The sequence below is a fragment of the Empedobacter sp. GD03797 genome, from assembly GCF_029842105.1.
Classification (GTDB): domain Bacteria; phylum Bacteroidota; class Bacteroidia; order Flavobacteriales; family Weeksellaceae; genus Empedobacter; species Empedobacter falsenii_C.
In genome coordinates, this window is the sequence record NZ_JAOCFS010000033.1 from 1 (window position 1) to 24,695 (window position 24,695).

General features: G+C 33.2%; 24 protein-coding genes and 1 pseudogene. 5 read left to right on the forward strand and 20 right to left on the reverse strand.

Features of this window, described 5'->3' with window-relative positions:
- Positions 1-376: pseudogene (locus N5D90_RS15160) on the forward strand (hypothetical protein); the annotation flags it as partial.
- Between the two features lie 103 nt (positions 377-479).
- Here N5D90_RS15160 and carB read toward each other — a convergent pair.
- From carB to N5D90_RS15200, 8 genes are all read right to left on the reverse strand, one after another.
- Positions 480-3,710 (reverse strand): carbamoyl-phosphate synthase (glutamine-hydrolyzing) large subunit, encoded by a 3,231-nt coding sequence (carB, locus tag N5D90_RS15165; protein WP_280063110.1) that lies wholly within the window; start codon positions 3,708-3,710, stop codon positions 480-482.
- 11 nt (positions 3,711-3,721) lie between these two features.
- Positions 3,722-4,810: a glutamine-hydrolyzing carbamoyl-phosphate synthase small subunit gene (carA, locus tag N5D90_RS15170; RefSeq protein WP_280063111.1), complete on the reverse strand. Its 1,089-nt coding sequence runs from the start codon at positions 4,808-4,810 to the stop codon at positions 3,722-3,724.
- A complete protein-coding gene (locus N5D90_RS15175) occupies positions 4,803-5,939 on the reverse strand; it encodes an aspartate aminotransferase family protein (protein WP_280063113.1) in 1,137 nt (378 codons plus the stop codon). The genes carA and N5D90_RS15175 overlap by 8 nt, the downstream gene beginning before the upstream one ends.
- Positions 5,940-5,975: 36 nt before the next feature.
- Complete coding sequence (locus tag N5D90_RS15180) at positions 5,976-6,335, reverse strand: four helix bundle protein (protein ID WP_038336852.1); 360 nt, start codon at positions 6,333-6,335, stop codon at positions 5,976-5,978.
- A 33-nt stretch (positions 6,336-6,368) separates the two neighbouring features.
- Positions 6,369-7,355, reverse strand: coding sequence for an N-acetyl-gamma-glutamyl-phosphate reductase (gene argC / locus N5D90_RS15185; protein ID WP_280063114.1), 987 nt, complete (start codon positions 7,353-7,355; stop codon positions 6,369-6,371).
- 93 nt (positions 7,356-7,448) lie between these two features.
- Positions 7,449-8,630: an argininosuccinate synthase gene (gene argG / locus N5D90_RS15190; RefSeq protein ID WP_219034926.1), complete on the reverse strand. Its 1,182-nt coding sequence runs from the start codon at positions 8,628-8,630 to the stop codon at positions 7,449-7,451.
- Positions 8,631-8,637: 7 nt separating this feature from the next.
- Positions 8,638-9,090 (reverse strand): arginine repressor, encoded by a 453-nt coding sequence (locus N5D90_RS15195; RefSeq protein WP_114999094.1) that lies wholly within the window; start codon positions 9,088-9,090, stop codon positions 8,638-8,640.
- 70 nt (positions 9,091-9,160) lie between these two features.
- Entirely contained in the window at positions 9,161-9,739 is a 579-nt protein-coding gene (locus N5D90_RS15200) for a GNAT family N-acetyltransferase (protein ID WP_038336858.1), read from the reverse strand.
- A gap of 251 nt (positions 9,740-9,990) precedes the next feature.
- Between N5D90_RS15200 and argB the strand changes: the two genes are divergently transcribed.
- Together argB and N5D90_RS15210 are read left to right on the forward strand one after the other, a co-directional pair.
- Positions 9,991-10,758: an acetylglutamate kinase gene (gene argB, locus N5D90_RS15205; RefSeq protein ID WP_280063115.1), complete on the forward strand. Its 768-nt coding sequence runs from the start codon at positions 9,991-9,993 to the stop codon at positions 10,756-10,758.
- Positions 10,752-11,819, forward strand: coding sequence for a M20 family metallo-hydrolase (locus N5D90_RS15210; protein WP_280063117.1), 1,068 nt, complete (start codon positions 10,752-10,754; stop codon positions 11,817-11,819). The genes argB and N5D90_RS15210 overlap by 7 nt, the downstream gene beginning before the upstream one ends.
- 187 nt (positions 11,820-12,006) lie before the next feature.
- On the opposite strand, the gene N5D90_RS15215 is transcribed toward N5D90_RS15210, so the two are convergent.
- From N5D90_RS15215 to N5D90_RS15230, 4 genes are all read right to left on the reverse strand, one after another.
- Complete coding sequence (locus N5D90_RS15215) at positions 12,007-12,954, reverse strand: hypothetical protein (protein WP_280063119.1); 948 nt, start codon at positions 12,952-12,954, stop codon at positions 12,007-12,009.
- Positions 12,955-12,986: 32 nt separating this feature from the next.
- A complete protein-coding gene (locus tag N5D90_RS15220; RefSeq protein ID WP_280063121.1) occupies positions 12,987-13,514 on the reverse strand; it encodes a biopolymer transporter ExbD in 528 nt (175 codons plus the stop codon).
- Positions 13,515-13,532: 18 nt separating this feature from the next.
- Complete coding sequence (locus tag N5D90_RS15225) at positions 13,533-14,123, reverse strand: biopolymer transporter ExbD (RefSeq protein WP_280063122.1); 591 nt, start codon at positions 14,121-14,123, stop codon at positions 13,533-13,535.
- Between the two features lie 89 nt (positions 14,124-14,212).
- Entirely contained in the window at positions 14,213-15,025 is an 813-nt protein-coding gene (locus tag N5D90_RS15230; protein WP_280063124.1) for a MotA/TolQ/ExbB proton channel family protein, read from the reverse strand.
- 324 nt (positions 15,026-15,349) lie between these two features.
- Between N5D90_RS15230 and N5D90_RS15235 the strand changes: the two genes are divergently transcribed.
- Complete coding sequence (locus N5D90_RS15235) at positions 15,350-17,491, forward strand: DNA topoisomerase 3 (RefSeq protein ID WP_280063125.1); 2,142 nt, start codon at positions 15,350-15,352, stop codon at positions 17,489-17,491.
- Positions 17,492-17,670: 179 nt separating this feature from the next.
- On the opposite strand, the gene N5D90_RS15240 is transcribed toward N5D90_RS15235, so the two are convergent.
- The 6 genes from N5D90_RS15240 to N5D90_RS15265 form a co-directional block, all read right to left on the reverse strand.
- Positions 17,671-18,585 (reverse strand): WYL domain-containing protein, encoded by a 915-nt coding sequence (locus tag N5D90_RS15240; protein WP_280063126.1) that lies wholly within the window; start codon positions 18,583-18,585, stop codon positions 17,671-17,673.
- A gap of 123 nt (positions 18,586-18,708) precedes the next feature.
- Positions 18,709-19,470, reverse strand: coding sequence for a hypothetical protein (locus N5D90_RS15245; RefSeq protein ID WP_280063128.1), 762 nt, complete (start codon positions 19,468-19,470; stop codon positions 18,709-18,711).
- A 204-nt stretch (positions 19,471-19,674) separates the two neighbouring features.
- Complete coding sequence (gene tpiA, locus N5D90_RS15250; protein WP_280063129.1) at positions 19,675-20,433, reverse strand: triose-phosphate isomerase; 759 nt, start codon at positions 20,431-20,433, stop codon at positions 19,675-19,677.
- Positions 20,434-20,509: 76 nt separating this feature from the next.
- On the reverse strand, positions 20,510-21,592 hold the full coding sequence (locus N5D90_RS15255) for an ABC transporter permease (protein ID WP_280063131.1): 1,083 nt from the start codon (positions 21,590-21,592) through the stop codon (positions 20,510-20,512).
- A 3-nt stretch (positions 21,593-21,595) separates the two neighbouring features.
- Complete coding sequence (locus N5D90_RS15260) at positions 21,596-22,717, reverse strand: BT_3928 family protein (protein WP_280063132.1); 1,122 nt, start codon at positions 22,715-22,717, stop codon at positions 21,596-21,598.
- Positions 22,714-23,262, reverse strand: coding sequence for a DUF1599 domain-containing protein (locus N5D90_RS15265; protein ID WP_280063134.1), 549 nt, complete (start codon positions 23,260-23,262; stop codon positions 22,714-22,716). Before N5D90_RS15265 ends, N5D90_RS15260 begins: the two co-directional genes overlap by 4 nt.
- A 53-nt stretch (positions 23,263-23,315) precedes the next feature.
- Between N5D90_RS15265 and folP the strand changes: the two genes are divergently transcribed.
- Positions 23,316-24,143, forward strand: a complete 828-nt coding sequence (gene folP, locus N5D90_RS15270) for a dihydropteroate synthase (protein WP_280063135.1) — start codon at positions 23,316-23,318, stop codon at positions 24,141-24,143.
- A gap of 23 nt (positions 24,144-24,166) precedes the next feature.
- Here folP and N5D90_RS15275 read toward each other — a convergent pair whose 3' ends face one another.
- Complete coding sequence (locus tag N5D90_RS15275) at positions 24,167-24,451, reverse strand: type II toxin-antitoxin system RelE/ParE family toxin (RefSeq protein WP_280050106.1); 285 nt, start codon at positions 24,449-24,451, stop codon at positions 24,167-24,169.
- A complete protein-coding gene (locus N5D90_RS15280; RefSeq protein ID WP_280050105.1) occupies positions 24,433-24,669 on the reverse strand; it encodes a hypothetical protein in 237 nt (78 codons plus the stop codon). The genes N5D90_RS15275 and N5D90_RS15280 overlap by 19 nt, the downstream gene beginning before the upstream one ends.
- Between the last annotated feature and the right edge of the window lie 26 nt (positions 24,670-24,695).

Consider the following 24,695-nt stretch of genomic DNA (forward strand, 5'->3'; position numbering starts at 1 on the left):
AGTTTTGTTTGTATACATGCCTTTGTTTGCTTTCTTCTTATGGATTTTTTACAACAAAAAGAAATGGTGGTATTTTGATCACGGAATTTTTACACTGCATTATTTTACAGTAATTCTTTTATCTATTTTAGTTTATTTTCTTTTGAATAAACTTTCAGATTATATTGATAGTAATGCTGTATCAGCCATAATAGCTTTAATTAATACATTGATTGTTTTATATCTTATTGTTTACTTTTTCCTTGCGCTGAAAAAACTCTATAACCAAGGATTTATCATTACAACAATTAAAGGTGTTATACTTTTAGGAATTAATACGTTTATTTTCTCAATAATTGTTATTGGAATTATTTTGTATTCATTTCTTCATGCTTGATAAAGATGCCTCGACACTTCAGAATGACAAATTCAAAAACAACAATATAAAAAAGCCTCGCATTTGCGAGGCTTTCTAATTTCTAATTTCTAGATTCTAATTTCTATTTATTACGGTATTCGTTCCAAGTTTTGATTTTTAAATCATCCATCGATAATTTTGTAAATGCATTGATGAAAGCCGAAGCTAAACGTGCATTTGTAACCAACGGAATATTGAAATCTACTGCTGTACGACGAATTTGATAATCATTGTCTAATTCCGCTTTTGTTAAGTTTTTCGGAATGTTGATCACCATATCAATTTTCTTGTCATGTAAATAAGACATTACATTTGGCTCTTTTTTATCAGAAGGCCAGTAAACAAGCGTAGAATACACATCATTTTCTGTAAAGAATTTGTGCGTTCCTTCTGTTGCATAAATTTTGTAACCTTTTGCGATTAATTGTTTCGCTGGTTCTAATAAAGCAACTTTAGAAGCAATTGGTCCACCAGAAATTAAAACTGTTTTCTCAGGAATTTCATATCCAACAGATAGCATTGATTTTAATAAAGCTTCTTCCGCTGTATCACCGATACATCCAACTTCTCCTGTAGAAGACATGTCCACTGATAAAACTGGATCTGCTCCTGCTAAACGTGTAAATGAGAACTGAGAAGCTTTCACTCCAACATAATCTAAATCGTAAACGATTTCTGAATGTCCTTTTTCTACTTCTAATCCTAATAAAACTTTTGTCGCTTTTTCGATCATGTTATTTCCAGCAACTTTCGATACGAATGGGAACGAACGAGAAGCACGAATATTAGTTTCGATCACACGAACTGTATTATTTTTTGACAAGAACTGAATGTTCATTGGTCCAGAAATTTCGAAACGTTTTGCAATTTTCGCTGCAACTTTACGCATTTGACGAATTGTTTCGATGTACACTTTTTGTGGTGGATAATACATTGTTGCATCACCCGAGTGAACTCCGGCAAACTCCACGTGTTCTGAAATTGCGTAATCTACAATTTCACCGTTTTGACAAACTGCATCTAATTCGATTTCTTTTGCTCCTTGTACGAATTCTGAAACTACAACTGGATAATCAGGAGAAACTTCTTTCGCTAATTTCAGGAAAGCATCTAACTCGTGTGTATTCGAAACTACGTTCATTGCAGCTCCAGACAAAACATAAGAAGGACGAATCAATACTGGGAAATTAACTTCATCCACAAATTTGTGAATCGCTTCTAAAGAAGAAAGCTCTTTCCAACGTGGTTGATCGATTCCTAATTCATCTAATATTTCTGAGAATTTGTGACGATTTTCTGCATCATCAATTCTTAAAGGAGAAGTTCCTAAAATATTGATTGATTGATCGTACAATTTCATCGCTAAGTTATTTGGAATTTGACCTCCTGTCGAAATAATTGTTCCTTCAGGTTGTTCAAAATCTAAAATATCCATTACACGTTCAAAAGATAATTCTTCGAAGTATAAACGATCTGACTCGTCATAATCTGTCGAAACCGTTTCTGGATTATAGTTGATGATAATTGTTTTATAACCATTTTTAGACGCTGTGTGCGCTGCATTTACAGAACACCAGTCGAACTCTACAGACGAACCGATACGATAAACTCCAGATCCTAAAATACAAACTGCTTTTTCTGTTTCTGGTGTCAAATCATTTTCAGTTCCGTGGTAGGTTACATATAAATAATTTGTTTGAGCAGGGAATTCTGCTGCTAACGTATCAATTTGTTTTACAACAGGTTTAATTCCGAAGTTTTTACGTAATTCACGAACCGTTAATTCGTTTCTGTGTACGTTTTGATCTCCTTTTACTAAAACTGCAATTTGTTGATCCGAGAATCCTAATAATTTTGCACGTTTTACTAAATCAGCTTCAACTTGTTCAAATCTTTCTAATGCTTCAAATTCTTTTGATACATTAAAAATTCTTTCTAAACGTTGTAAAAACCATAAATCGATTTTTGTTAAATCATGAATTTTTTCAATCGAATATCCTGCTTTGAAAGCTTCTGTAATCGCATATAAACGCTCATCATTTGGTTCAGCTAACCATGTATCCAACGATTCACCTTCTGGAATTTTGAATCCATTTGCTACGAAACCTCTGTGTCCGATGTCTAACATACGAACTCCTTTCTGAATTGCTTCTTCAAAAGAACGTCCAACTGCCATTACTTCTCCAACAGATTTCATTGCAGAACCAATGTTACGACGAACTCCGTAGAATTTATTTAAATCCCAACGAGGCAATTTCACTACACAATAATCCAACGCAGGCTCAAACATCGCAGATGTCGTTTGCGTTACACTATTTTTCAACTCATCCAAAGAATAACCTAAAGCTAATTTAGCAGCCACGAAAGCTAAAGGATAACCTGTTGCTTTTGACGCCAAAGCTGACGAGCGAGATAAACGAGCGTTCACCTCAATTACACGATATTCCTCAGAAACTGTATCGAAAGCGTATTGAATGTTACACTCTCCAACTACGCCAAGGTGACGAATCGTACGGATTGCAACTTCACGTAATTTGTGATATTCTGAATTTGATAAAGTTTGAGAAGGCGCAATAACGATTGACTCTCCAGTATGAACTCCAATTGGGTCGAAGTTCTCCATGTTACAAACTGTGATACAGTTATCGTAAGCATCACGAACTACTTCGTACTCGATCTCTTTCCAACCTTTTAATGATTCTTCCACTAAAACTTGAGAAGAATAATTGAAAGCTTTTTCAACTAAATCTAATAATTCTTCTTCGTTATTTGCGAAACCAGAGCCTAAACCTCCTAAAGCGTATGCTGCACGGATGATTAATGGAAAACCAATTCGTTTACCAGCTTCCATTGCATCAGTAACAGTTTCTACCGCTTCTGAACGAGCTGTTAATACACCAATTTGGTTTAATTTTTCGATGAAAATATCACGGTCTTCCGTCGCTTCGATTACTGGAATTTGAGTTCCTAAAACCTCAACACCATATTTCTCGAAAATATTTTCTTTGTTCAACTCAACCGCACAGTTTAAGGCAGTTTGTCCACCAAAGGCAACCAAAACTCCATCTGGTTTTTCTTTTTGAATTACTTTTTCTACAAAGTAAGGTGTTACAGGTAAGAAATAAACTTCGTCTGCAATACCTTCAGAAGTTTGTACAGTTGCAATATTTGGATTAATTAAAACTGTTTTTATTCCTTCTTCTTTTAACGCTTTTAACGCTTGCGAACCAGAGTAATCAAACTCACCAGCTTGACCAATTTTTAATGCTCCTGATCCTAATACTAATACTTTTTTAATATCTTTTTTTAACATCGTGATTCTGATTATGCGTTTGCGTTTTTATATTTTTTTACTTCTTCGATGAATTCATCAAATAAATATTCTGTATCAACTGGTCCTCCCATTGCTTCTGGGTGGAATTGAACTGTAAAGATTGGTTTTGATTCGTGACGAATTCCTTCACACGTTCCATCATTTAAGTTCGTGAAGAATGTTTTGAATCCTTCTGGTAATTTAGAATCATCAACTGCGAAACCGTGGTTTTGAGATGTAATGAAACATCTTTTTGTCCCAACTAATTGCACAGGTTGATTGTGCGAACGGTGTCCGTATTTTAATTTGAAAGTAGATGCACCAGCTGCTAAACTTACCAATTGATTTCCTAAACAAATTCCGAAAATTGGTTTATCTCCTTTCAAAGATTCTTTGATATTATTAATTGTAGGAATACATAAAGCTGGATCACCAGGTCCATTCGAAATAAATAATCCATCATATTCTAATGTTGAATAATCATAATCCCAAGGAACTCGAATAACCTCAACATCACGATTTACAAAACAACGGATGATGTTATTTTTCACTCCACAATCAATCAAAACAATTTTGATATCAGCGCCTTCGTTGTAACGGATCACTTCTTTACAAGAAACTTGATCTACTAAATTATCTTCGTTTGGATCGTAATATGCGACATCTGTATCAGCAACAATTTTTCCTAAAGTAGAACCTTGCTCACGTAATTTTTTTGTAATCATACGTGTATCAACTCCATAAATACCAGGAATGTTTTGACTTTCTAACCAAGCTCCTAATTTTTGAATAGCGTTCCAATGCGAATAATCATCAGCATAATAAGAAACAACCAATCCAGTTACTTGAATTTGGTTTGATTCCATCCAAGCTTCAATTTCATTAATCATTGCTTTATCATCAGGAACACCGTAGTTACCGATCATTGGAGCTGTCATCACCATAATCTGACCTTTGTAAGAAGGGTCAGTCAAACTTTCATTATATCCAACCAAAGCTGTGTTGAATACTACTTCTCCTGCGGCAGAAGTATACGCACCGAAAGATTTTCCTTCGATTTCTAATCCGTCTTGGAATACTAATTTTACTGTCTTATCCATTGATGATAATGTTAATTTCAGTTTCTAAAGCTGATATGAATTTATCTATGTATTGTTTTGTTACTGTTAAAGGTGGTAATAAACGAATAACGTTTGTACCAGCGTAGCCTACAAAAATATTGTGTTTTGTAACTAAGTTATTTTTTAATTCGCCGATTGGGAAATCAAACTCGATTCCAATCATTGATCCTCGACCACGAACTTCTTTAATTTTTGGAAATTTATTTAATTGGATTCCAACATATTCTCCAATTTCTTTTGCATTTTCGATTAAGCTTTCTTGCTCAATCACATCTAAAACGGCCACTGCAGCAGCACAAGCTAAATGATTTCCTCCGAAAGTAGTTCCTAATAATCCGTAAGAAGCTTTAAATTCTGGAGAGATTAAAACTCCACCGATTGGAAATCCGTTCCCCATTCCTTTTGCCATTGTTATCAAATCTGCTTTGATCCCTGAATGTTGATGCGCAAAGAATTTTCCAGAGCGTCCATAACCACATTGAATTTCATCTGCGATTAAAACCACTCCGTTTTCTGTGCAAACTTTTCTTAATTCTTGTACAAATTCGTCAGAAGGTAAAATAATTCCTCCAACTCCTTGAATTGGTTCGTAAATTACTGCAGCAACATCTCCTCCAGCGATTACTTCTTTCACTTCATCAATATTGTATTCTACGAAAGATACTTTGTGATGAGCATTGAAAGGCGCAACAATTTTTGGATTATCTGTTAAAGCTACCGTTCCAGAAGTACGTCCGTGAAACGCATCTTTGAACGCAATTACACGATCTTTTCCTGTATGAAAAGACGCTAATTTCACAGCATTTTCGTTAGCTTCAGCTCCAGAATTGATTAAGAATAAAGTATAATCTTCGTAACCTGATGCTTTACCTAATTTCTCTGCCAATTCTTGCTGAATCGGAATATTAACTGAGTTTGAATAAAACCCGATATTATTAATTTGTTCTGTTAATTTCTCAACATAATATGGATGAGAGTGACCGATAGAAATCACTGCGTGACCTCCATAAAGGTCTAAATATTCTTTTCCGTTCTCGTCCCAAAGAATACAATCTTTAGCTTTAACCGGAGTTACATTCATTAATGGATATACGTCGAATAGTTTCATTTAATAAGTTTTAAGTGATGAGTTTTGAGTAATGAGTTAAGCGCTTGTTCTAATTTTATTTATTAATCCAATTAGCATTGCTTTAATTTCATTACATTCATCCGTTAATTTTGAATATTCTTCAATATTTATATAATTCAAATCTTTAGCTAGCAAAATAAAGTATGTGACTTCATTCAAAGAGCCTAAAGAAATATTTAAAAATTGAGCAAAGTCTTTATTTGAGTTTCTTCCACAACCTTCTGCAATATTTGCAGGTATAGAAGATGATGCTCTTTTGATTTGAGAAATTAATCCAAATTGTTCTTCTTTTGGAAATTGATTTACAATTTTATATAAATCTAAAACCAAGAGATGTGAACGATTCCAAACTTGTAATTTTCTATAATCTTGCATACTCAAAACTTATAACTCAATACTCACAACTCTTTAAAACGCTACCGTTTTAAGATTAAGTCCTAAGTTTTCTTCCCAACCAAACATCAAGTTCATGTTTTCTACTGCTTGTCCAGAAGCTCCTTTTGTGAGATTATCGATGATAGAAGTGATTAACAATACATCATCTTGCTTCTGTACGTGTAAAAAACATTTGTTTGTATTTACAACTTGTTTCAGTGCAATTGGAGCATCAGAAACATGTGTAAAAGGTTCGTTTTTGTAATATTCGTTGAAGATATTTTTTGCTTCTTCTTCTGATAAATCAGATTTTAAATAAACACCTGCTAAAATTCCGCGCGCAAAATCTCCTCGCATTGGTAAGAAATATACTTTGTTATTGAAATCTTTTTCTAATTGATTCAATGTTTGGTAAATTTCTCCTTCATGTTGATGCGTAAATTCTTTGTAGAAAGAAACGTTATTATTTCGCCAACTAAAGTGCGTAGAAGCAGATAAACTTTGTCCGGCACCTGTAGAACCCGTTACAGCATTGATGTGAATATCATTTTTGATTTCATTCTTCGCTGCCAATGGTAACAATGCTAATTGAATAGCTGTTGCAAAACAACCTGGATTTGCAATATTTTGAGCTGTTTTGATTGCTTCGCGGTCTAATTCTGGTAAACCGTAAACAAACGTTCTATCTTCGAAAATGTGGTTCGCATTTAATCGAAAATCGTTGCTCAAATCAATAATTTTTGTGTTGGCTGAGTATTTATTGTTTTGTAAAAACTCTGCCGATTTTCCGTGACCAAGGCATAAAAAAACGACATCAGCATTTTCGTCTATTTTATCCGAAAATACGATGTCAGTTTCTCCAAACAAATCGTCGTGCACTTTGGTAACGGGGTTGCCTGCATTTGATGTACTGTACACAGACGAAATATTAACCATCGGATGATGTATCAATATTCTTAGCAATTCGCCTGCTGTGTAGCCAGCACCTCCTACAATGCTTACGTTAATTTTGTTTGTCATTTGTTATGTTTTGCGCGTGTTTTTTAAGGTAAAATACCTCTACTATATTTCTAAAATAAAGTGGACTCGTTGGAATCCACTTTAAAGAATCAATTAATCGAAACTATGAACAATCTTTAATTGATTACCGAATATTTTGATGAAACCTCTTGCATCTCTACTGTCCCAAGCTTCGTTTTCTTCTCCATAAGTAGCGACTTTTGATTGCATCATATCATAAGGCGATTCGATTCCAATCATTGAGAAATGATAAGGATTTAATTGTACTTTCACTTTTCCTGTTACATGATTTTGAGAAGATTCTAAGAATGCTTCGATATCACGCATTACTGGATCCAAGTATTGTGCTTCGTGCAATAAAGTTCCGTACCAATTTGATAACGAATCTTTGTGCAACAATTGCCATCTTGTAAGTGTATGTTTTTCTAATAAGTGGTGTGCTTTGATTAATAAATAAGCTGCTGGCGCTTCGAAACCTACACGTCCTTTGATACCTAAAATTGTATCTCCTACGTGGATATCGCGACCAATTGCATATTCACCACCGATTTCATTTAATTTTTGAATTAAAGCTACTGGAGATAATTTTTTTCCATCTAAACCTACTGGAATACCTTTCTCAAATTCAATTTCTATAACAGATGGTTCTGTTCTTGATAATTGTGTTGGATAAGCTTCTTCTGGCAACGCTTGATTAGATGTTAATGTTTCTACTCCACCAACAGATGTTCCCCAAATTCCTCTGTTAATAGAGTATTTAGCTTTTTCCCAACTATAGTTTACACCATTTGCTTGTAAATATTCTACCTCTTGTTGACGAGATAATTTTTCGTCGCGAATTGGCGTGATGATTTTAGATTGTGGTGAAATAACTGCAAAAGCAACATCAAAACGAATTTGATCGTTTCCTGCTCCTGTAGATCCGTGTACAATGTATTCTGCATCTACATCTTTTGCATACTGAGCAATTGCAATTGATTGAAACATACGTTCTGCACTTACTGATAATGGATAAGTGTTATTTTTCAAGATGTTTCCGTAGATTAAGTAGCGAACACAATCGTTGTAATATTTGTCTGTAATATCAATTGTAACGTGTTTAGAAGATCCTAATTCGTAGGCACGTGCTTCGATATCTTTTAACTCTTCTGCAGAAAATCCACCAGTATTTACAATTACTGTATGCACTTCCATTCCTTGATCTTTTGTTAAGTTAACCAAACAGTACGATGTATCTAAACCTCCACTGTAAGCTAAAACTGCTTTGTTGCTCATTGTTTGTTTATTTGTTTATATTGGGAATAATTCTTCTTAATTCATTGGTAACCTCTTCTCGGCTACTCTCTTCTTTCATTACGATTAATACTGTATCGTCTCCAGCTATTGTTCCAATTATAGTATTGAAATGTGTGTTGTCAATCTCAAAAGCAATTCTGTTTGCATAACCTGGTTTTGTTTTGATAACTCCCAAATTTTTAGAGAAAATCAAACTTGCATTTTCGTTATGTGTAACAGTTGCCGTTGGCGTAACACTTTCTGTAAGGCGATAAATGTATTGTCCCGAACTATTAGGAACTTTTGAAACTTTCAATTCGCGCAAATCTCTCGATAAAGTTGCTTGAGTAACGGAGATATCTAAATCGATTAATTTTTTTAATAATTCGTCTTGATTACTTATTTCTTGATCTGTTATTAAATCTTTTATAATCTGGAATCTGTATTTTTTATTACTCATTTTGAATATTTATTCGAAATTTTATGCAAATATACTCATTTTAGACAAAAAAAAACCTTAGTTCGTATATTTATTCATCTTCTTTTTTTGATTGATTTGCCAATGCGCGCTTAGCGTACTCGTCATCAAGGTTATCATAAACCAATCCTGTACAAATACAACGCTCGCGATCATTTTCCATCAAGATGTGATAGTTTTTACAACTTTTACATCCATTCCAAAATTCATCCGATTGTGTTAATTCCGAAAATGTTACTGGCTTGTATCCTAATTTTGTGTTCATACGCATTACAGCTAAAGAAGTTGTAATACTAAAGATTTTTGATTTCGGGAATTTTGTACGTGACAATTCAAAAACAGCATGTTTTATTTCGCGTCCAATTCCTGAACTCCTTAAATCTGTACGAACAATTAAACCTGAGTTTACGACGAATTTTTCTTCTTCGTACGTTTCTATGTAGCTAAACCCTGCTATTTGATCATCATCATCAAAAGCAATCACAGCATTTCCATTACGCATTTTGCGTTCAAGATAAACTGGATTTCGTTTAGCAATACCCGTTTTTCTCATACGAGCTGATTCTTCGTACCATTCGCACAACAATTCTGTGTACTTGGCATCATCTGCATTTGCTATTCTAACATACATAATTTAAGGGAAAGTCGATTAATAAAGAGGAATTGAGAAAAGATGACCTTTTGTCATCACACTTAAGTAAAATATGAGAAGCAAAAGGTGCGCTTTCATTGCGAAAGCTACTCTCATAATTGAGAAGAACAATTTCAGTAATTTCTTCCATTAATCAACAAGATATTCAGTTATTATACTGAGATGCAAAGTTAAATATTATATTTTTGTATCACCAAAAAAAAGCAAACAAAATTTACATATTTATTAAAATGTTGAAAATTATTAAAATAGGAGGCGGAATTATCGATAACGAGCAAGACTTAGAGCAATTCCTACAAACGTTTTCCGAAATTAAAGAACCAAAAATTTTGGTTCATGGTGGAGGAAAAGGTGCTTCGAAGATGTTAAATCAATTGGGAATCGAGCCTAAAATGATCGAAGGTCGTCGCATCACAGACAAACCAACATTGGATGTTGTGACAGGATTATATGCCGGAAATTTGAACAAATCTATCGTTTCTAAATTGCAAGAATTTGGATGCAATGCATTAGGTTTATCGGGTGCAGATGGTAATGCAATCAAAGGTTCTAAGCGTCCTGTAAAAACTATTGATTATGGTTTTGTTGGAGATTTGAATGATAAAAGCGTCAACAAAGAATTATTTCAATTATTAATTGACAACAATATTACGCCTGTTGTTTGTGCAATTACACATGACGGAAATGGACAATTGTTAAACACCAATGCAGATACTATTGCCTCTACAATTGCGGTTGCAATGTCACTAGAAAATGAAGTAGAATTAAATTTCTGTTTTGATAAAATTGGTGTACTTCGTGATGTAAATGATGACACAACATTGATCCCAAAAATTAACGAAACTTTATATTTGCAGTTAAAAGAAGAAGGTGTAATTTTCGAAGGAATGATTCCTAAATTAGACAATTCATTCAAAGTAATCAATGCGGGTGTAAAAAATGTATGTTTGGTACACGCGCGCAACATTAACTCAGAGATTAAAACAATTTTATGTTAGAATTAGCTGTTCTCAAAAAGAAAGCTGTCGATTTGTTGTGTCAATTAATCGAAACTCAATCTTTTTCGAGCGAAGAAGATAAAACGGCCGATATTATTTTCAAATTTTTAACTGATCATGGCGCTACAGCTCATCGTCAGAATAACAATGTTTGGAGTATTCATCCAAATTTTGATGAGAACAAAAAAACAATTTTATTAAACTCTCATCACGACACGGTAAAATTTGGTTCTTCTTGGACGTATAATCCATTGAAAGCAACGATAGAAGGCGATAAATTAGTAGGTTTGGGAAGTAACGATGCAGGAGCTTCTGCGGTAAGTTTATTAGCGACTTATATCAATTTCTTGAATGATGATTTACCATTTAATCTGATTGTCGCAATTACGGCTGAAGAAGAAAGTTCAGGACAATTGAATGTTGCAAGTATTTTACCGAATCTACCAAAAATTGATTTGGGAATTGTAGGAGAACCTACGCAAATGGACATGGCAATAGCAGAACGTGGTTTGGTTGTGATGGACGTAATTGTAAAAGGAAAAACTGGACATGCTGCAAGAAATGAAGGTGTAAATGCTATTTACGAAGCAATTGATGTGATGAATTGGTTCAAAACGTATCAATTCGAAAGAGTTTCTGATATGTTAGGACCAGTAAAAATGACGGTTACACAAATTGAAGCAGGAAAGCAACACAATGTCGTTCCTGATGAATGTCGTTTGGTTGTAGATTGTCGTGTAAACGAATTATATTCAAATCAAGAAGTCGTTGATATTATTTCTAGTTGTTTACCAAAAGCAGAAGTTAAAGCACGTTCGTTGCGTTTAAATTCTTCTCGTATTTCAGAAAATCATCCAATTGTACAAAAAGGAATCGAATTAGGTTGTACTACTTATGGTTCGCCAACAATGTCAGATCAAGCAATGATGAATTTCGAAACGGTAAAAATGGGACCTGGAGATTCTGCTCGTTCTCATACACCAGACGAATATATTTATTTATCCGAAATAGAACATGGGATTGAACGATATACAAGTTTATTAAAGGGTTTTACGTTTTAAATTAATAATAAACTCTTATAATCAAAAAAGCATCTTCAACGTATTGAAGATGCTTTTTAATTTTATCAAATCTGATAAAAATAAAACCTCGCAGATTTTATTAAAACATAAAGATGTGTTCTAAAAATTAAACAAAAAAAAGAGGCTAATTAATTTTAGCCTCTTTTTTTATATATGAAATTAAGTCTTACTCAATTTGCATTTTAACTGGAATGTTGAAATTCAACTTCGCAGCACGACCATCTTCTGTTTGAGCAGGTTTGATCGTTTTTCCTCTTTTTTGTTGACGTTGTGTAATACGCTCTAAAGCTTTTTTAGCTTCAGGACCTAACTTAGCATCACCCATTGGAGAAATTCCAACGATTCTACCATCAGTGTCAATTTGGAAAGAAAGTTTAGCAGCTACTACACCTGATAAACCTTGACCAGCAGCGTCATTCGCAAAATCTTGCAACTCGTCTTGTAAATCTTGTGATAACTTTTTAGATAAACAGTCTGTTGCAGCTTGTTTACCTTTTGCAGCATCTTTCTCACAACCAGGATATACCGCCATTACAGCCGCTGTACGAGCAGTTACTGTAGATGGAGCAGCAGGCTCTGTACCTTTTCCTGGGTTAGGAGTAGCTGGCGTATCTTTTGGTGCTTCTTTTTTAGTATTTACTTCATTAGCACCACCAGTTTGTGTTGTTGATTTTGGACCTTCTCTATCTACTAAACCTAAATCTTTATCTGCCATTTCCTTTACTTCAGGAACGGTTTCTTCCTTTTTAGGCTGAGCTTTAGGTTCTGGCATAACCACTTTCACCTGAGCTGTTTCTTCTTGATATCTTTGTTCTGGCTCTGGCTTTGGTGGTTCTGGTTCAACCACTTCCTCCTCTTTTGGAGGTTCAGGCATATTCAAATCCTCAAGCTGAACGTCTACGACTACATCTTCTGTCTTCTTGCTATCAAACATTCCTGTTGCAGAAGCAATAAGTGCAAAAGCTAAAATCGCAATTACTATAAATCCACGAATAAAGGCTTTTAACAACGTACTCTTCTCAGTCATTCTCATGTCATAAGCACCGTACGCTTTATTTCTACCTTCAAATACTATCTCGTCTAAGGATTTTAGTTTGTTGTTATTTTCTGACATTTTAATTCTTTTAAATTTAACAATTAAACTAATTATTTACCTACTTTTTCGTCGAACACTTTTTGTTCAAAAGGTGCAACAGGTACGATTCCGTAACGAGTAGACTTTGTAATTTCCATTTCATCTAAGATAGTTACTAAATTATCATACGTGGCATCATCCATCGGTTTAATAATTACTGTAAACTTATCTTTATCCGCTCTACCTTGTGCCGCTGTAATAATATCACGAACTTTAGAGTAGTCAGTTTCATTAAGTGTTCCTACATTTAATCCTGCCTCATCTTGTTGATGCCAAAATAACTTGTTATCCTTTCCAATTAAAATAGACAAAGAGTTTGCTAATTTAATTTCAGGAATATCTGATGGAAGTGGCTTATCAATTTTTGGAGGCATATTCAAGTTCATTACGTTTGGTTTGATCGATGTCGCTGCAAACATAAAGAAAGTAATTAATAAGAAACCTAAATCAACCAAAGGAGCCATATCGACTTTCGTCGAATTCTTTTTGGAACGGACTTTCTTTCCGCCACCGTCATCGTGACTTTCTATTTGTGCCATTTTCTAATTTCTTAATAATTATTCTTGAGATGTAATTAACTGGAACTTATTCATATTTTTCATTTGCAATTGTTGAATCAAATTCTTGAATTGTTTGTATTCAGATTTTTGATCACCTTTAATTGCTAAGAAAACATCTGGGTTCACTTCTTTTGCTTCAAATACCCAATCAATTAACTCTTGGTTCTTTTCAGGTATTGTATCTAATGGAATACCAGGATGATATTTTTGTTGTTTATCAGCAGGCTGATTCAAATAATTTCTCATCTCTTTCATTGGTACACCAAACTCTACTATGCTTTTGAATGCATTCTTTTCAGCATCTGTAAACTTTACTCCGTACTTATCACCCATTCTCTCTAATGTTGCGATACGATCCTTTTCTTCTAATCCGAATAAGAATTGTCCTTTATCATCGATTTTAATGATCATCATGTTTTCTGCAGCCATTTTTTGGTTCGAAACAGATGTTGGTGTTACGACAGGAACAACTTCAGGTTCTCTAAAGTTAGATGTCAAAATAAAGAAAGTTAACAAAAGCCAAGCCATGTCAGACATAGCTGTTAAGTCCATCGAAGGACCTCTTCTTTTTGGTTTTACTCTTGCCATTTTCTCTGTATTATTAATTAATATTCTAAATTGTTTGTTGTTTGATTTTGTCCTTATACTATCCTTCTAAGGTCGTCGTCAATTGAATATTAATTGTGAGCAGAGAAAGATTGTTGGATACTCATTCCTACTTCATCAATTTTGAATGTTAAATCATCAATTTTTGAAGTTAAGTAAGCATAAGCAATAATAGCGAATGCAGAAGCACCAATACCCATACCTGTATTAATTAAGGCTTCGGCAATACCTACTGATAATTGAGCTGCATCTGGAGATCCTCCACCTTCACCTAATGCGAAGAATGCTTTAATCATCCCGATTACAGTACCCATTAAGGCAATTAACGTACCTACAGAAGCAATTGTAGAGATAATTGTCATGTTTTTCTCTAACGTTGGCATTTCTAATGTAGTTGCCTCTTCTAACGTTTTACCTAATTGAGCTAATTTTTGCTCTTTGTTTAAAGTTGTGTCATTTTCTAAAGCTTTGTAAGTTGTTAAACCTTCTTTAACTACATTACCTACAGCTCCTTTTTGTTTGTCACATAATTCGATTGCTTTGTTAACTTCGTTTTTGTTTAATAAAGCACGAATGTCGTTTACGAATTTTTCTGCAGATCCAGTACCTTTAGCTTTGTTTAAAGCAATAATACGGTCGATTGAGAAAACGATTACCATAAAGAAGAAAGACATTAAGAATGGAATAATTACCCCTCCTTTAAAAATAATCCCTAGTGGATTTAAAGGTTGCCCTTTTGCTGTATCCCCTCCTTCAAAGTTACCTGGTTGTCCAAAAACACCATAGAAAATCCCCATTGCTACTGCAATTAAAATGATCATAGTAATCACAGGGTTAAGACCTCCCTTTTTAGTTTTAGCTGGTACTGTTACATTCTTTTCCATTTACTAATTCTTTTAAATATTATGATTTTTATTAATGTGGGTGTAAATTAAGTGAAAATTTTTTAATTCTTCTAAATTTTTTGCGTTGTTATCACGTTAAATTTCGATTTAACTCAAAATCAATGCTATTTTTTACTGAATTGATAACTAATTTTTCAACAAAACAGCAAAATTTCATAAAAACAACCTTTTAATTTTAAAGACTATTAATCTTTTCATTAACTAACCTATTCGCAAATTTATTCAATAATTATACATATTTATATTTTTTTTTAAGAATTAAATTATTATTTTGACTTTTGCACTTCAATAATTATAAATGCTATGAAAGTTTGTATTGCCGAAAAACCTAGTGTTGCTAAAGATATCGCCAAAGTAATTGGTGCGAATCAAAAGCACGATGGATACTATGAAGGAAATGGATTTCAGGTCACTTGGACTTTCGGACACTTGTGTACATTAAAAGAACCGCAAGATTATACACCCGAGTGGAAAAGCTGGGATCTTAATTATTTGCCAATGATTCCACAAAGTTTCGGAATTAAGTTAATTGCAGATAAAGGTGTTTCGAAACAATTTCATATCATCGAAAAATTAGTCACAAACGATCAAGTTGACGAGATTATAAACTGTGGCGATGCTGGACAAGAAGGAGAATTGATACAACGTTGGGTGTTATTAAAAGCACGTGCTAAAGCACCAATGAAGCGTTTGTGGATTTCTTCGTTGACAGAAGAAGCGATTAAAGAAGGTTTTGATAATTTGAAAGATGGCGAAAAATATTTCAATCTTTTTTCTGCTGGACAAGCACGTGCAATCGGCGATTGGCTATTAGGAATGAACGCTACGCGATTGTTTACCAAAAAATTTGCGCCGCCAAAAACAGTTCTTTCTATTGGTCGTGTGCAAACACCTACTTTGGCAATGATTGTTCAACGTCAAAAAGAAATAAATGCCTTTGTGGTTGATGAATATTGGGAATTGAAAACGATTTTCAAAGAAGTGGAATTTAATGCGACAATTCCTCGTTTAAAATCTGAAGAAAAAGCTAAACAAGGTTTAGATTTCATTAAAGATAGAGAATTTGAAATTATTGATTTCGAAGTAAAAGAAGGTCGCGAAAAAAATCCTCGCCTATTTGATTTAACAGCTTTACAAGTAGAAGCCAATAAAAAATATGCATTTTCGGCAGAGAATACCTTAAAATATATACAAAGTCTTTACGAGAAAAAATTTGTCACTTACCCTCGTGTTGATACCACTTATCTTTCGGAAGATATTCACCCTAAAGTTCCTGGAATTTTAAATAAATTAACCGCTTATCAAAATTTGATTGCTCCTTTGATGACGCAACCAATTCCGATGTCGAAAGCAGTTTTTGATAACACAAAAGTAACCGATCACCACGCTATTATTCCGACCGAAATCTTTCCACAAGGTTTATCGAACGAAGAAAAACGTATTTATGATTTGGTTGCGCGACGTTTTATTGCTGTTTTTTATCCAGAATGTAAAGTAGCGAACACAACTGTCGAAGGAAAAGTTGAAAATAATGGAAAAGATGGACAACTTTCTGCAATAAATTTTAAAGCTACGGGAAAACAGATTCTCGAAATGGGCTGGCGTGAAGTCTATGCAAAAGATAAAAAGGAAGACGAAAAAGATGAGGAAAAAATAATGCCGATTTTTGAAATTGGTGAAAAAGGTCCTCACGAACCATTTATTCACAAAGGAAAAACAACTCCACCAAAACATTATACAGAAGCAACTTTATTGCGCGGAATGGAAACTGCTGGACGACAAGTGGATGATGAAGAAATGCGCGAATTGATGAAAGAAAATGGAATTGGTCGACCTTCTACGCGTGCTAATATTATAGAAACCTTGTTTCGTAGAAAATACATAGAAAAGAAAAAACGTAATATTGTGGCGACACAAACTGGTATTGATTTGATTGATACTATTCAAGATGAATTATTAAAATCTCCTGAATTGACTGGTGTTTGGGAACGAAAACTTCGTTTAATTGAAAAAGGCGAATACGAATTAGAACAATTCAAACAAGAATTGATCGAAATGGTTTCGAAATTAACATTTGATGTGAAAAATAGTTACTTCAGACCGATTGCTTCTCATCAGAATTCAGCTCAAATAGAAGAAAAACCAAAGAAAGAGCGCAAACCAAAAGAAGAAATTAATCTGGAAGATGCAACTTGTCCAAAATGTAAAACACATAAATTAGTCAAAGGAAAAGCCGCTTATGGTTGTGCAAACTTTAAAGAATGTGGATTCAAAATTCCGTTCGAGTTTATGGGAAAAAAATTAACCGATAAACAGATTTTGGATTTGGTTACCAAACAAAAAACTGGAAAAATGGCTGGCTTAATCAATCCTGAAAATGGAGAAAAAGTTACTGGTAAAGCTATTTTGGGAATGAATTTCGATTTAGAATTTGAGGAAATGTAAAAAAAGCGAGTTTCGAAATTCGAAATCTAAATTATTCAATGGAATATTTGAATTTATCTAAAACTGTTATTTCAAATATGAAGGAAACTTTGTAAGATTCTTCATTTCACTAACGTTTCATTCAGAATGACAAATAATAAAATGTCATTCTGAGCCTGACGAAGAATCTTTTCTATTATTTATGAATATTTCTCTAATGTCTCTTTTAAAATTGTTTTGATTTTTTCTTTCAGTTTTTTTGGTTCGATAATCGTAACCGAACGGCTCATAGAAAGAATTTCACTGATAAAATCTTCAGTCAAAAATAATTCTAAACCAATTAAAACTTCATCATTATTAGTTTCTAAAATTTGCTGAGATTCGTGCAAAGGTAAAGACTCTAAATAGGCTGCTTGTTTTTTGGTCACAGAAAGCACTATTTTTTCTGGTTTCTCTGAACTTGGAACAATAATCCCGAACGAATATTTGTACTTGTCATTGTAATTAAACTCTATATTATCATCAATTTTTTCTTTCAGAATCGAAACTTTATTCATTCGTTCCAAACCAAAATTTTTGACAACTCCTTTATCATCAGCAATCAAATACCAACGGTTATTGTGCTCTCTAATTGCAATTGGCGAAACTTTACGAATCGTTTCCTTTTCCTCTCCAAATTTTTGATAATGAAATTCAATTTTCTTTTTTCCTTGAATTGCTTGTACAATATCTGGTAAAAATTCGGCGCGTTTCGGTTTTCTTTTTTCCAAATACACAATCGATTCGAGCGAATTTGTCAATTTCAAAGCAGAAAAACTATTGATTTCTTCTAAGGTTTTCAGAAATAAATCAGAACTATAATCATCTTGAATAATATAATATCCACGCTGACTGCGACTATACATTATATCAATTCCCAATATATTTCTGATTTCTCGAATATCGCGTTGCAATGTACGTTTAGAGAAATTAAACTCTAATGTATCATCATTAAGTTGAAGCATTTCAAATTCTCGTTCCAAAAAACGCTCTAAATCTTCATAAGAACAATATTTTTGTTGTGATAATTTACGAACAATATTGAAATAACGCGCGATATAACCTTGTTTTGACATTGAATTGGAAGTGTTTGAGCAAACTTAAGTTATCTGCAATTAAAAACAAAAAAAAGTAACATTTCATTACAAAATGTTACTTTTTCTTCATTAATAAAAATGAAATATTCGAAAAAACGGATTCTATTTTTTAGATTTTTTTACTTTTGTTTTTACATCTTTCGCAGCTGTTTTTACATCTTGTGCTGCCGATTCTACTGTTGTTGTAGCTGTGTCTACCGTAGCTGTTGCTGAATCTACTGCTACTTCTGATGTTGTTTCAACTGGTGTTGTACCATCTTCAACTTTCGCAGTTTCGATGAAATTAGAAAGTTTATCAACAATTTCTGCGTTAGAAGTTGGTTCATTCTTCACTTTTACGCTTAAGAAAATTGATGGCGCTGCATTATCTTGAATATAATTTGATTCGTTTTGATAAACTCCGTCATTTTTAACAGCGGTTGAATTTAAATTATCAGCTAATTCTCGTGCTACTTTAAATGTATCTTCGAAAGCAACGTTTTGTTTAGAAACAACTGCTGCAACTTTATTTGTATTATCATCAGTTTTATCGAAACTTAACGTCATGATCAACTCAGGTTTTAAACTATCTATGATTGATCTTTTCTCTTCATCTTTTAATCCTTTCGTTAAATCTTTCCATAAAAGAACCTGTACATTTTCTTTATTCAAAGATTCTAACTTTGTTTTGAATTCAGTTGCAATATTAGCTCCTGAATCTGCTGCGATATTATCTACAATATCTAAAATAACAACTTTTGGAGCATCTTCTACAGCTTTATTTGTAATTTCTGTTGTAGGAACTTTTATTTCATTTTTTGTAGTAAAGGAAAAAGAAACTAACCCTATTGCTACGACTCCTAATACTTGCGTCAATTTTTTCATAATAAATGTGTTTTGTTTAAAAATGATACTTTTTAAATAGTTAGTACATTTAGAACTTTGCAGACACTGTTCCGAAAACTCTTAATTAATCTTAAGAAATGTTATAATTTTCTTAAATCAGACAACAAACCTATTCGAAGACTGATGAATAGAGAGTTTGTAAAAGGAAATAAAAAAACTCAATCTTTCGATTGAGTCATTATATTATTTACATGCAGCAATTATCTGCACAAAATCATCATATTTTAGTGAAGCGCCGCCAACAAGACCGCCGTCGATATCTGGTTGAGCAAAAATTTCGTTCGCATTCTGTGCATTTACACTTCCTCCGTACAAAATACTTGTATCATTCGCGACTTCTACGCCAAATTCATCCTTCAAAACTTTACGAATAAATGCATGAATTTCTTGTGCTTGCTCTGGTGTAGCTGTTTTTCCAGTTCCAATTGCCCAAACTGGTTCGTAAGCAATAATCAAACGAGAAAGATCTTCTGGTTTTTGAGCAACTAAAGCATCCATTAATTGAGTTTTTACAACTTCAAAATGTTTCTCAGCTTCACGTTCTTCTAATTTTTCTCCCACACAAAGAATTGGATTAATTTGATATTTGAAAGCTTGTTTCAATTTTTCAGCAATCACAATATCTGTTTCTCCTTGATATTCTCTACGCTCAGAATGTCCGATAATAGCGAAATCCAATCCAATACTATCCAATTGTTCTGCCGAAATATCTCCTGTATACGCTCCTTTTTCGTGAGCAGAAATATCTTGCGAAGAAATCTTAACATATTGCTCATCTACAGCCTCTAACAATGTTTGTAAATAAATAGAAGAAGGCGCAATTATAACTTGTGCAATTGGATGATTATCTGCCACCCAAGCATTAAGATTTGTTGCTAAATGAATTGCTTCTTCATAATTTAAGTTCATTTTCCAGTTTCCTGCTACTATTCTATCACGCATAAAAAAGTGTATTTTATTTGATTTTGGTTTTAATATTTACTGCAAGATAATTATTTATCGTGAAATTATAACTGATTTATTTTATGCGAACGCGAGGATCTAGAATTCCGTAAAGAATATCGACCAAAATATTAATTATAATAAACATCACAGCAATCACTAAGACAGCCCCCATCACAATTGGTAAATCTAATGTATTTAGTGCATTTACAATTTCTTTTCCTAAACCATTCCAGCCAAAAACAAATTCCACAAAAACAGAACCTGCCAACATCGATGCAAACCAACCTGATATTGCTGTAACAACTGGATTCAGCGCATTTCGTAATGCATGTTTTGTAATCACCGTTTTTCTTGAAAGTCCTTTAGCAAAAGCTGTTCGAATATAATCTTGGTTCAAAACTTCTAACAACGAATTACGCGTTAATTGTGTAAAAACCGCTAACGGACGAGATCCTAATGTAATCGCTGGAAGAATAAGATTTTTCAACATCAAATGTTTTCCTTCTCCCAAATCATCCACTTCGTAGAGACTTCCAATCATATTCAGTCCTGTAATATCATGCATCAAAAACGCAAAAATATACGCAATAATAATCGCCGAAAAGAAAGACGGAATACTCATCCCAAAACTCGTCACCACTAACAAAACTCTGTCAATCCAAGTATCTTTCATCAAAGCGGAAACAATTCCCAACGCAACGCCAATTATCGTCGCAATAATAATCGCTGCAAAAGCCAAAACCATCGTATTTGGTAGCGTTTCACCAATAATTGTGCTTACACTTTTTCCTTGTTTCTGAAAAGATTCGCGCAAATAAGGTGTTTTCAAAACCATTTCATTTGTTCCGAAATCCATCAATTTTGTGTAATTGTATTTATCAAAACTTAATGAAGTATATGTTGTATTGTTTTCGTCAATATTATGAAATGAAATCGGTGACAAATCATTAATATAAAAAGCATATTGTTTCCACAAAGGTTGATCTAAACCTAAGTTTTTTCTAATTTGAGCTAATTGTTCAGGATCTTCTTTTTGATCGAGCATCATACGAGCAGGATCTCCAGGAAGTACCGAAAACAATAGAAAAACTACAGTCACTACACCAAAAAGCGTTAGAAATCCGTAGAAAATTTTATTTAAAATATAATTAATCACTTTTTAAAATAATTCTTCTAATTGATTAATTGAAGGAAAATCGTTGTCATGATATTTCGCTTTTACCGTTCCTTTTTCTAAAATCATCACTCCTGGATTTGAGCGAATAATTGTTTTCATCGTTGTTTGATCCATAAAACAATTCTCCAATTCTAAACCTTTAATTGGATTATTCGAAACTGCTGTCACAACAAAACCTTTTGCTTTCGCTTCTTTTCCTAAAGTATTTAATTTCGCAATTTGTTTCTCGTTTACTTTTTCAACAAAAGGAATGACAAAAACAATCGCTTTTGGCGCATTCAAAATTTCAGAAGTTTTATCAACACCATTGCAATCAAAATTAAAATCGTGAATTGGTGGTTCGTACCCTTTTTTCTCCACAATTGTACGGGTTTTATCCGCTTCAATCACCCAAGGAGTTCCGTGTTTGTACCACTTATCATCCGCAATATATTGCGCATCGTCAATTTCTACAACTTTTCCATCTACACTATTTTTCATGGTGTAAATCGTTTTATATGTTGTTGGTTTCAAACCTAATTCTTGCGGAGATTTCATTCCTTCAATCAAATTTTTTCCAACTGCGTAAGGTCTAAAATCGATGATTGGTAAATGATTAATTCCGATATAGGCAATAATTACAGAACCTAAAATCGTGATAAAATTGATTGCATAATTCGCTTTTTCAACGAATAATGGTTTAATATATTTTTGACCTATCACTAAAATAATGATCAACACCAAAAGCACAACATCTTTGTAAAATGATGTCCAAGGTTCTAGTTTTAGCGCATCACCAAAACATCCACAATCGGTTACTTTATTGAAGTAAGCTGAATAAAATGTCAAGAATGTGAAGAAAATAATCGTCAACAATAATGCAATTGTCGTAAATCTTTTCCAAACGCCAAGTAATAATAAAACACCTAAAACTATTTCAAAAATGGAGAAAAATGTTGCCAAAGGCAAACTCAAACCTTCTAAAAATGGAATATTAAGAACTGTTGGCGAAAAATATTCTTCTAATTTGAAACTTAATCCAATTGGATCTACATTTTTTACAAATCCAGAAATTATAAAAATAACTCCAACTATAATTCGAGCAAATTGTACCAAATACCTCATGAAGTTTTCTTTTCGTTAATTAAAATCATGGCGAAAATCGAATAATTAATCATATCCAAATAATTTGCATCCAAACCTTCTGAAACAATCGTTTTTCCTTTATTATCTTCGATACTTTTTGTGCGCAAAACTTTCTGATAAATTAAATCTGTGATCGAACTCACACGCATATCTCGCCAAGCTTCACCGTAATCATGATTTTTTTTCATCATCAAATCGTGCGCAATTGTCGCATATTTATCATAAAAATCGATCGCTTGTTCATCTGTTAAATCTGGCTGATCTGCGAAACCAAGTTCTAGCTGAATCAATGCCATAATCGAATAATTTACAATCGCCACAAATTCTCCTTCTTCGTCTTCATCAACCAAACGCTCCGCTGCTTCTTGCAACGTACGAATACGGTTTACCTTGATAAAAATTTGATCTGTTAAAGACGGCAAACGCAGTACACGCCAAGCTGGACCGTAATCTTGTAATTTTTTTGTATATAAATCTCGACAAACAGAGATGATTTCTTTAAATTGAATTGAGGTATTTTTCATAATTTCGTTTCGATTTCAAAAATAATTGAAATTGCTTAAAGAACTTCTAAGATATGACAATTAATTGTAATGGTCGTTTGATTGATTTGAACGAGCCTAAAATTATGGGAATTTTGAATACAACGCCAAACTCTTTTTACGATGGTGGCAGTAATCAATCGATGAATTTGATTTTAGAAAAAGTTGAAAAACACTTGTCCGAAGGTGCCGATATGATTGATATTGGTGGATATTCGACAAAACAAGGCGCTGAAGAAGTTTCGGAAGTAGAAGAAATTGCGCGTACAATTCCAGTTATCGAAAAGATTATGGAGAAATATCCAGATTTAATTCTATCGATTGATACGTTTCGCGGAAATGTGGCTCGAGCTGCGATTAAAGCAGGCGCTTCTATTATTAATGATGTTTCGGGTTGGGAGTTAGACGAAAATATGTTTGATGCAATCAAAGAACTTCGAGTTCCATACATTTTAATGCATATGAAAGGAACGCCAAAAACAATGCAAAATAATCCTGAATATGCAGATATTACGCTGGAAGTAAACGAATATTTTTCCAAAAAAATTGCGCAATTAAAAGCTGCAAAAGTAAATGATATTATTTTGGACCCTGGTTTTGGATTTGCAAAAACATTGGATCATAATTACGAATTATTCAGTAAAATGGAAGCTTTAGGTTTTGAAGGTTTTCCTTTATTAGTCGGAATTTCGCGAAAATCGATGATTTATAATTTGTTCGAAACAACTCCGCAAGAAGCTTTAAACGGAACTTCTGTACTAAATATGGTTGCGTTACAAAAAGGTGCAAAAATTTTGCGTGTTCACGATGTAAAAGAAGCAAAAGAAACCTTACAAATTTTTCAGAAATTGAATCAAATATAAAATAAAAGCCACTAAAAAGGCTTTTATTTTATATTTCTGCGAGCATCCCAAATACTCAAAATAATTAATTTAGCATCAGTAAATTCATACAATAACAAATATTCTCTGATAAGTTTTACTCTCACATTATCAATATTTGTTCGTCGACCAATTGTAGGATTTTCGCGCAAAACTTCTAATGTTTGAAGAATTAGATAATTTAATTTGATACTAAATCTCTTTGATTTATTTCTTAAAATCCAATATTCTAAGATTTCTTTTCGTTCAAGATTCGCTGTTTTTGTCCAAATTATTTTTCGTTTAGCCATTTTTCAATTTCTTGATTGGCTACTTTTTCACTAATTATAGATGAATTTTTATACTCATCTTTAGCTTCTTCAACTCGAACAATTTGTTCGTCAGTTAAAGTATAAATTCCACTTTCAGATTCAAAATCAAGTAAATTATTTATTTGCTCAATACTATTTTTATCATCCAGTTTTTTTATCTTTTCTATTGTCAACTTTTTTAACTCTTCTGTATTCATAATGAGAGATTTAATTTAAAGTTAAT